The 6,643-nt window shown below is 73.7% G+C and carries 5 protein-coding genes and 1 pseudogene; 5 read left to right on the top strand and 1 reads right to left on the bottom strand.

Annotated features, from left to right (window positions below):
• The 4 genes and pseudogenes from I5E_RS09130 to I5E_RS09115 all read left to right on the top strand — a co-directional run.
• A pseudogene (locus I5E_RS09130) lies at positions 1-491 on the top strand (methionine adenosyltransferase domain-containing protein); the annotation flags it as partial.
• An 8-nt stretch (positions 492-499) separates the two neighbouring features.
• The gene (locus tag I5E_RS09125; RefSeq protein ID WP_022906707.1) at positions 500-2,482 is read left to right on the top strand and encodes a hypothetical protein; all 1,983 of its coding nucleotides are present in this window, start codon (positions 500-502) and stop codon (positions 2,480-2,482) included.
• A gap of 253 nt (positions 2,483-2,735) precedes the next feature.
• A complete protein-coding gene (tdh, locus tag I5E_RS09120) occupies positions 2,736-3,785 on the top strand; it encodes an L-threonine 3-dehydrogenase (RefSeq protein WP_031261992.1) in 1,050 nt (349 codons plus the stop codon).
• Complete coding sequence (locus tag I5E_RS09115; RefSeq protein WP_022906705.1) at positions 3,785-4,990, top strand: glycine C-acetyltransferase; 1,206 nt, start codon at positions 3,785-3,787, stop codon at positions 4,988-4,990. Before tdh ends, I5E_RS09115 begins: the two co-directional genes overlap by 1 nt.
• A gap of 22 nt (positions 4,991-5,012) precedes the next feature.
• Here the strand turns inward: I5E_RS09115 and I5E_RS09110 are convergent, their stop codons facing one another.
• The gene (locus I5E_RS09110; protein ID WP_022906704.1) at positions 5,013-5,471 is read right to left on the bottom strand and encodes a DUF4383 domain-containing protein; all 459 of its coding nucleotides are present in this window, start codon (positions 5,469-5,471) and stop codon (positions 5,013-5,015) included.
• A gap of 86 nt (positions 5,472-5,557) precedes the next feature.
• Here I5E_RS09110 and fmt point away from each other — a divergent pair, with 86 nt between their 5' ends.
• Entirely contained in the window at positions 5,558-6,493 is a 936-nt protein-coding gene (gene fmt, locus I5E_RS09105) for a methionyl-tRNA formyltransferase (protein ID WP_022906703.1), read from the top strand.
• Positions 6,494-6,643 lie beyond the last annotated feature (150 nt).

Below are 6,643 nucleotides of genomic sequence, written 5' to 3'. Positions count from 1 at the left end.
GACGGCGCTTGAGATCGGTGGCCCCCAGGGGGACGCCGGTCTCACCGGCCGCAAGTGTCATCGTCGACACCTACGGCGGCGCCTCCCGGCACGGTGGCGGCGCGTTCAGCGGCAAGGACCCGTCGAAGGTCGACCGCTCGGCCGCCTACGCCCTGCGCTGGGTCGCGAAGAACGCGGTCGCCGCGGGCCTCGCCGACCGCCTCGAGGTGCAGGTCGCGTACGCGATCGGCCGCGCGAAGCCCGTCGGGCTCTACGTCGAGTCGTTCGGCACCGGTCACGTCGACGACGCCACGATCGAGGCCGCGATCCTGCGGGTCTTCGACCTCCGTCCGGCCGCGATCATCCGTGACCTCGACCTGCTCCGCCCGATCTACGCGCAGACCGCGACGTACGGTCACTTCGGCCGCGAGCTCCCCGGGTTCACCTGGGAGCAGCTCGACCGCGTCGAGGAACTCCGCGTCGCCGCAGGACTCGTCGCCGCCACCGTCTGAGGCTCCGCGTGACCACCGTCGCGCGCGTCGTCCTCGACTCGCCGCTCCCGCAGTTGGACCGACTGTTCGACTACCGGGTGCCGGCCGAGTTCGAGGACGACTGCGTGCCGGGGGTCCGCGTCAAGGTGCCGCTGCGCACCGGGGCGCGGATGTCCGACGGGTACGTCGTCGAGATCGTCACCGAGGGGGAGTACCCGGGCGAGCTCAGCGCCATCGAGACGGTCGTCTCCCCGGTGCCCGTCCTCGCGCCGGAGATCTGGTCGCTCGCACGGGCTGTGGCCGACCGTGCCGCCGGGGTCGCGTCCGACGTGCTCCGGCTCGCCGTCCCGACCCGTCAGGTCCGCGCCGAGAAGGCCTGGCTGGCCCGCGACACCACCTGGTCGCCGCCGGCGGTGACGCCACCGCCGGTCACGGACTACGCCGAGGGCGCCCTGGAGGCGCTGGTCGCCGACCACGGTCGGGCTGCGGTCTCCGCCGTCCCCCACCCCGTCGCGCTCGGTGACCAGGACGCGCCCGTCTGGGTCCCCGGCTGGGCCGCGACGCTCGCCCAGGCGGCGGCGCACACGCTCGCCACCGAGCAGTCGGCGGTGATCGCCGTACCGGACTTCCGCGACGTCATCGACCTCGAGCGCGCGCTCCTCGCGGTGCTGCCGCCGGAGCGGGTCGTCCGGTTCGACGCCAAGCAGACGAACGGGCAGCGCGCGAAGGCGCTGCTGCAGGCCCGCACGCACGCGGTCGTCGCGATCGGCAACCGTACGGCGGTGTACGCGCCCGCGACCGAGCTCGGGCTCATCGCGATGTGGGACGACGGCGACGCCTCCTTCACCGAGCCCCGCGCGCCCTACGTGCACACCCGCGACGTCGCCCTGGTCCGGGCCGCGCAGTCCGGTGCGGCGCTCCTGTTCGTCTCGCACGCGCGGAGCACCGACGTCCAGCGCCTCGTCGAGCTGCACTGGCTGCAGGAGGTCGCACCGCACCGCGTCCGGACGCCCAAGGTCATCCCGACCGTGCAGCAGACCGGGGCCGAGGGCTTCGCGGCCGAGGCCCGCATCCCGAGCTCTGCCTGGCGTGCCGCCCGCGAGGCGAGCCAGCACGGCGCCGTCCTCGTGCAGGTCGCCAGTCCCGGCTTCGGGACGGGGCTGGTGTGCGCCGAGTGCGGGGAGCGGGCGCACTGCCGGATCTGCGGCGGACCGCTTGGCAGCCCTCATCGCGGAGCGACGCCGCAGTGCCGGTTCTGCGGTGCGCTGGCCGTCGGGTTCCGGTGCCCGACGTGCGGCAACGGCACCGTGAAGCCGGTCGGCCAGGGGGCGCAACGCACCGCGGACGAGCTCGGCCGGGCGTTCCCCGGCACCCGCATCGTGGTCGCCGACGGGTCCCGTCCGCTCGACGAGGTCCCGGCGCGCCCCTCGGTCGTGGTCGCCACTCGCGGTGCCGAGCCGAGCGTCCCGGGCGGGTACGCGTGCGTGCTCCTGCTCGACGGGGAGCGCATGCTCGCGCGCGAAGGGCTCCGCGTGCAGGAGGACGTGCTGCGCTTCTGGACGAACGCCGCCGCCAAGGGAGCCCCGGGCGCCGAGGCCTACCTCGTCGGCATCGGCGGGAAGCTCGCGACGGCCATGGCGCTGTGGCGGCTCGACCAGCCGGCGCACGACGAGCTCGCCGACCGCCGGGAGCTGCACTTCCCGCCCGCCGTCCGGGTCGCGACGCTGACCGGCACGGACGAGGCGGTCACGGCCGCGGTCGAGGCGCTCGACGGCCTCACGGTCGGCCCTGTGCTCGGTCCGGTGCCCGTCGAGGACGATGCAGCTCCGGGTGCCGTGCGTGCGATCGTGCGCTTCCCGTACGCGCACGGCGCCGAGGTCGCGGCGACGCTCAAGGCCGAGGTGATCCGGCGCGCGTCCACCCGGCGGGTGCTCCCCGGGGGGAACCGACGACGGGCGGCGCCGGCGTTGCGGGTGCGGCTCGACGACGCGGAACCCTTCAGCGAGGTCTGACGAGGGGTCGTCGTGGGGTGGCGGTCCGACGTCGAACGACATCGTCGACGTCGTACGACAGCGGTGTCGTCGCTCGTTCCGTGTCGCGACTGCCGGCGTCTGCACGGAGCGACATCGCCGACGTCGTACGACAGCGGTCTCGTCGTTCCGAGTCGGCCACCCTGCCCGCTCGACCTGTGCCAGGCTGGTCGACGGTGGCCACGAACCACCGCCGAACACATCACACGCACGACGAAGTGACGAGGTGACGCCGATGCGGGCGCTCTACAAGCTGGACGCTGCTCCGGGACTGATCATGACCGAGCGGCCGGTGCCGGTCCCCACCGAGGACGAGGTCCTCATCCGGGTGCTCCGGACCGGGATCTGCGGGACCGACCTGCACATCCGGCGGTGGGACGACTGGGCGGCCTCGGCGGTCACGGCCCCGCTCGTCCCCGGCCACGAGTTCTTCGGCGAGGTGGTCGAGGTCGGCGCCGCCGTGCGCGACGTCGCGGTGGGGGACCGGGTCTCCGGCGAGGGGCACATCGTGTGCGGCACCTGCCGGAACTGCCGGGCCGGACGCCGTCAGATGTGCAACCGCACGAAGGGCCTCGGCGTGCAGCGCGACGGCGCCTTCGCGGAGTACCTGACGCTGCCCGGAGCGAACGTGTGGGTCCACCACGCCGACGTCGACCCCGAGGTGGGCGCCCTGTTCGACCCGCTCGGCAACGCGGTGCACACGGCGCTCGCGTTCCCGGTCGTCGGCGAGGACGTGCTGGTCACCGGGTGCGGCCCGATCGGCCTCATGGCGATCGCCGTCGCGCGGCACGCCGGTGCGCGGTTCGTGGTCGGCACCGACGTCAGCGCGAACCGGTTGGCGATGGCATCGGCGATGGGCGCCGACCTCGGCGTCGACGTCGGCACCGACGGCGACCCGATCCGCGTCGCGCAGGAGCGGCTCGGCATGCGCGAGGGCTTCGACGTCGGCTTCGAGATGTCCGGGGCGCCGCGTGCCCTGCCCGCGATGGTCGACAACATGAACCACGGCGGACGGGTCGCGATGCTCGGCCTGCCGACCGGTGAGATCGCGGTCGACTGGGGCAAGGTCGTGACCCACATGCTCACGGTGAAGGGCATCTACGGCCGCGAGATGTTCGAGACGTGGCAGACCATGAGCTCGATGCTGCAGACGAGCGCGGTGCTGCGTGACCGCATCGCCTCGATCGTCTCGGGGCGCTTCGCGGCGGGTGACTGGGAGGCAGCGTTCGCCGCGGCGGCGAGCGCGGACGGCGGCAAGGTCGTCATCGACTGGACGGAGATCTGATGTACGGCGCGATCAAGGACCACCTGGCGGCCGAGCTTGCGGGCATCGAGGCCGCCGGGCTCACGAAGCGCGAGCGCGGCATCGCCGGACCGCAGCGTGCGGCGATCGAGGCGGACGGTGCGCCGCTGCTGAACTTCTGCGCGAACAACTACCTCGGGCTCGCCGACTCCACCGACCTCGTCGACGCGGCGAAGGATGCCCTCGACCGGTGGGGCTACGGCATGGCGAGCGTCCGGTTCATCTGCGGCACGCAGGACCTCCACCTCGACCTGGAGCGCCGCGTCTCGGCGTTCCTCGGGACCGAGGCGACGATCCTGTACTCGTCGTGCTTCGACGCGAACGGCGGCCTCTTCGAGGTGCTCCTCGGCGCGGAGGACGCGATCATCTCGGACGAGCTGAACCACGCGTCGATCATCGACGGCGTCCGGCTGTCGAAGGCGCAGCGGTTCCGCTACCGGAACCGCGACGTGCAGGACCTCGAGGCGCAGCTCGTCGCCGCCGGGGACGCCCGGTTCCGCGCGATCGTCACCGACGGGGTGTTCTCCATGGACGGCTCGATCGCCCCGCTCGCCGCGATCTGCGACCTCGCCGACCGGTACGACGCGCTCGTCATCGTCGACGACTCGCACGCCGTCGGGTTCGTCGGCGAGCACGGCCGCGGCACACCCGAACTCTGCGGCGTCGCCGACCGGGTCGACGTGTACACGGGCACGTTCGGCAAGGCCCTCGGGGGCGCGTCCGGCGGGTACGTCGCGAGTCGGCGTGAGATCGTCGACCTGCTGCGCCAGCGCTCACGCCCCTACCTGTTCTCGAACTCGCTCGCCCCGGTGATCGCCGCGGGGACGGTCGCGGCCCTCGACCTCATCGAACGGTCGGACGACGCCCGCGAACGGCTGCGGGCGAACGCGGCGCGGTTCCGGTCGCGCATGACCGACGCCGGGTTCGAGCTGCTGCCGGGGGAGCACCCGATCGTCCCGGTGATGTTCCACGACGCTGCCTTGACCGCGCGGGTCGCCGACCAGATGCAGGCACACGGGATCTACGTGACCGCGTTCAGCTACCCCGTGGTGCCGAAGGGCCGGGCGCGGATCCGGGTGCAGCTCTCGGCGGCGCACACCGAGGATCAGGTCGACCGGTGCGTCGCGGCCTTCGTCGCGGCGCGCGACGCGGCCGGGGTCGACGACGGCGCGGTCGGGCCGCGCTGACGGGTCGGAGCCGACGGCTCGGTCAGGCCGCGCTGACGGGCCGGGGGCGCTCGCGCGGGAAGACCACGCCGAGCGCCACCATCCCGATCGCGAGCACCAGGTGCAGCCAGTTGTCCGCCCAGTTCAGCGGCACGAAGTTCGCCCCGAAGTCGTGGCCGGCGGTGAACAGCCCGTAGACCCAGAGCACGAAGTAGACGACCCCGCCGATCACGAGGTACATGCGCGATCCGGTCGCGTACCGGGCCGCCAGCAGGCCGACGACCCCGAACAGCAGGTGCACGACGTTGTGCAGCACCGACACCTGGAACAGCCCGAGCAGCATCGCCATCGAGCCGTGTCCGGCCCCACCGAGGTCGCCCGTCGTCAGCCCGGGGACGAACCCGGCGATCCCGACGAGCAGGAAGACGACCCCGACGACGAGCGCGATCGCCTGGATCGACGAGCCCGCGTAGCGGTTGGTGGACGTGGTGACGTCGGACATGGGACCTCCTGGTGAGCCGTGCCGCCGAACCTACCGGCCCGCCGCCCGGCGCGTCCGGCAGCCGCGGGCATGGGAGGATCGAACCCATGCGTCTCGTCGTCGCCGGCAGCCCCGCTGCGGCCGTCCCCACCCTCCGCCGCCTCGCGGCGTCCGAGCACGAGATCGCCGCCGTGCTCACCCGTCCGGCGACCCCGCAGGGCCGGAAGCGCGTCCTCACGCCCACGCCCGTTGCCCAGGCAGCCGAGGACCTCGGCCTCCCCGTCATCGAGGCCGTCCGCGTCGACGACGAGGTCACGGCGCGGATCGCCGCCCTCGACGTCGACCTCGGCGTGATCGTGGCCTACGGCGCCCTGCTCCGACGTCCGGCGCTCGACGCTCCGCGGCTCGGCTGGGTGAACCTGCACTTCTCGGACCTGCCGCGGTACCGCGGCGCCGCTCCCGTCCAGCGTGCGGTGATGGCCGGCGACACCCGCACCGCCGCGACGGTGTTCCAGCTCGTCGAGGCGCTCGACGCCGGTCCGGTCTACGCCAGCGACCCGTTCGACATCGACCCCGAGGCGACCTCCGGCGAGGTCCTCGCCGCGATGGCCGAGACCGGTGCCGAGACCGTCGCCCGTGTCGTCGACGGCCTCGCCGCGGGCACCGCGGTCGCCGTGGAGCAGACCGGCGATCCCACCCTCGCCCCGAAGCTGACCTTCGAGGACGGCCGCATCGACTTCGCCGCCTCCGCCGCGGTCGTGCACGCACGCCTGCGCGGCGTCACGCCCGAGCCCGGCGCGTACGCCCACCTCGGCGAGACCCGCGTCAAGCTCCTCCGCAGCACCCGCCTGCCAGGAGGAGCGGCAGACCCCGCCCCGTCGCTCGCCCCCGGTGCGCTCGGCGTCCAAGGCGGTCGGCTGCTCGTCGGGACTGCCGACGAGCCGCTCGTGCTCACCGAGGTGCAGCCCGCCGGCAAGCAGGCCATGGAGGCCGCGGCCTGGGCCCGGGGCCTCGGCTCCCTCGACGGGAAGGTCCTGGCATGAGCGCCGCGAGCACCGGCCAGCGCCGACACCACGGGCCGCGGCGGACGAGCGCCCGCCGTGTCGCCTTCGACGTCCTGCGGGCGGTGCAGGTCGACGACGCCTACGCCAACCTCCTGCTGCCGACCCGGATCCGCCGCGCCGGGCTCTCCG

The organism is Curtobacterium sp. B18, assembly GCF_000333375.1.
Lineage (GTDB): Bacteria > Actinomycetota > Actinomycetes > Actinomycetales > Microbacteriaceae > Curtobacterium.
Note: the sequence above shows the minus strand (reverse complement) of the source record. Positions and strands in the feature narration are given on the sequence as shown.